The following is a 1,223-nucleotide window of genomic DNA, read 5'->3' as shown; positions in this document are numbered from 1 at the left end:
CAATAGCGTCCTAAATAAAATATGAGAGGTCTGAATTTTTGCCCAAAATGTGTATTTTGGGTTTGCACCAAAAACAAAGACCTCTCATGTGTAATATTACATTGTTTTCTCAGATTATTAAAAAGATTGACCGTTCAATTTTCAAAAAACTGGTTCAAGATAAGCAGACAGATAAGGGTTGTAAAGGTTTTGATAGCTGGACACATCTAGTATCAATGCTTTTCTGTCATTTTGCAAAAAGCACATCGGTAAGAGATATATCCAATGGTCTTCGTTCAGCTACGGGAAACCTAAACCATCTTGGGATTTCAAAGGCTCCTTCCAAGTCAAGTATCAGCTATCAGAACAAGCGGAGAGATGCTGATCTTTTTAAAGACCTTTATTATTCTCTTATGGGAAGTTTAGGACAGCAGGCATCACTCAGGCGTGTCAAACTTAAAATCAAGGTTCCAGTATATCTTTTGGATGCAACGGTCATAAGCCTTTGCCTTTCTGTCTTTGACTGGGCCACTTTCCGCACTAAAAAGGGTGCTGTCAAAATGCATACCCTGTTAGATTATGATGAGAAACTCCCTGTTTATGTGAACATTACAGAAGGAAGCGTAGCGGATAATAAAGGTGCTTACAATATACCTTTGGAAAAAGGTTCGGTTATCGTCGCAGACAGATACTACAATGACTTTCCGATGCTAAACGTTTGGGACAGCAAAGGGGTATTCTTTGTCATAAGGCATAAGGACAACTTGGCTTACACCGTGATCAGCGAACGGGAACTGCCGGAAAAAATGGCACAGCATGTTCTAATTGACCAAGAAATAGAACTGACCAACCCACAATCCAAGACCAAGTACCCTAAAAAACTTAGAAGAGTGGCAGTCTGGGACGAGAAAAACCAACAGACCATAGAAATCATTACCAACAACTTCAATTGGGCAGCACAGACAATCGGAGACCTTTATAAATCAAGGTGGGAAATTGAAGTATTTTTCAGGGATATTAAGCAGCTGCTCCACATTAAGACATTCATCGGTACTTCAAAAAACGCAGTAATGATACAGATATGGACTGCCTTGATTACAATTTTATTATTAAAAGCAATGAAAGCAACTGCAAAATACGGATGGCATCTATCAAACCTGGTAGCATTTATCAGACTGAATATTTTCGTCAAAATTGAATTACAAAATTGGCTGGACAGACCGTTTGAAGATCATGACAAACCC

Annotated in this window: 1 protein-coding gene; it reads left to right on the top strand. The window is 38.9% G+C overall.

Features of this window, described 5'->3' with window-relative positions; all coding sequences use genetic code 11:
• Positions 1-86 precede the first annotated feature (86 nt).
• A partial coding sequence (locus MM236_RS19595; RefSeq protein ID WP_439648027.1) for an IS4 family transposase occupies positions 87-1,223 on the top strand: 1,137 nt, incomplete at its 3' end.

It is taken from the genome of Belliella calami (genome assembly GCF_022549695.1).
In the GTDB taxonomy this organism is placed as follows: Bacteria; Bacteroidota; Bacteroidia; order Cytophagales; family Cyclobacteriaceae; genus Belliella; species Belliella calami.
The sequence above is the reverse complement of the archived record's forward strand: the minus strand, read 5'-3'. Positions and strand labels throughout refer to the sequence as shown.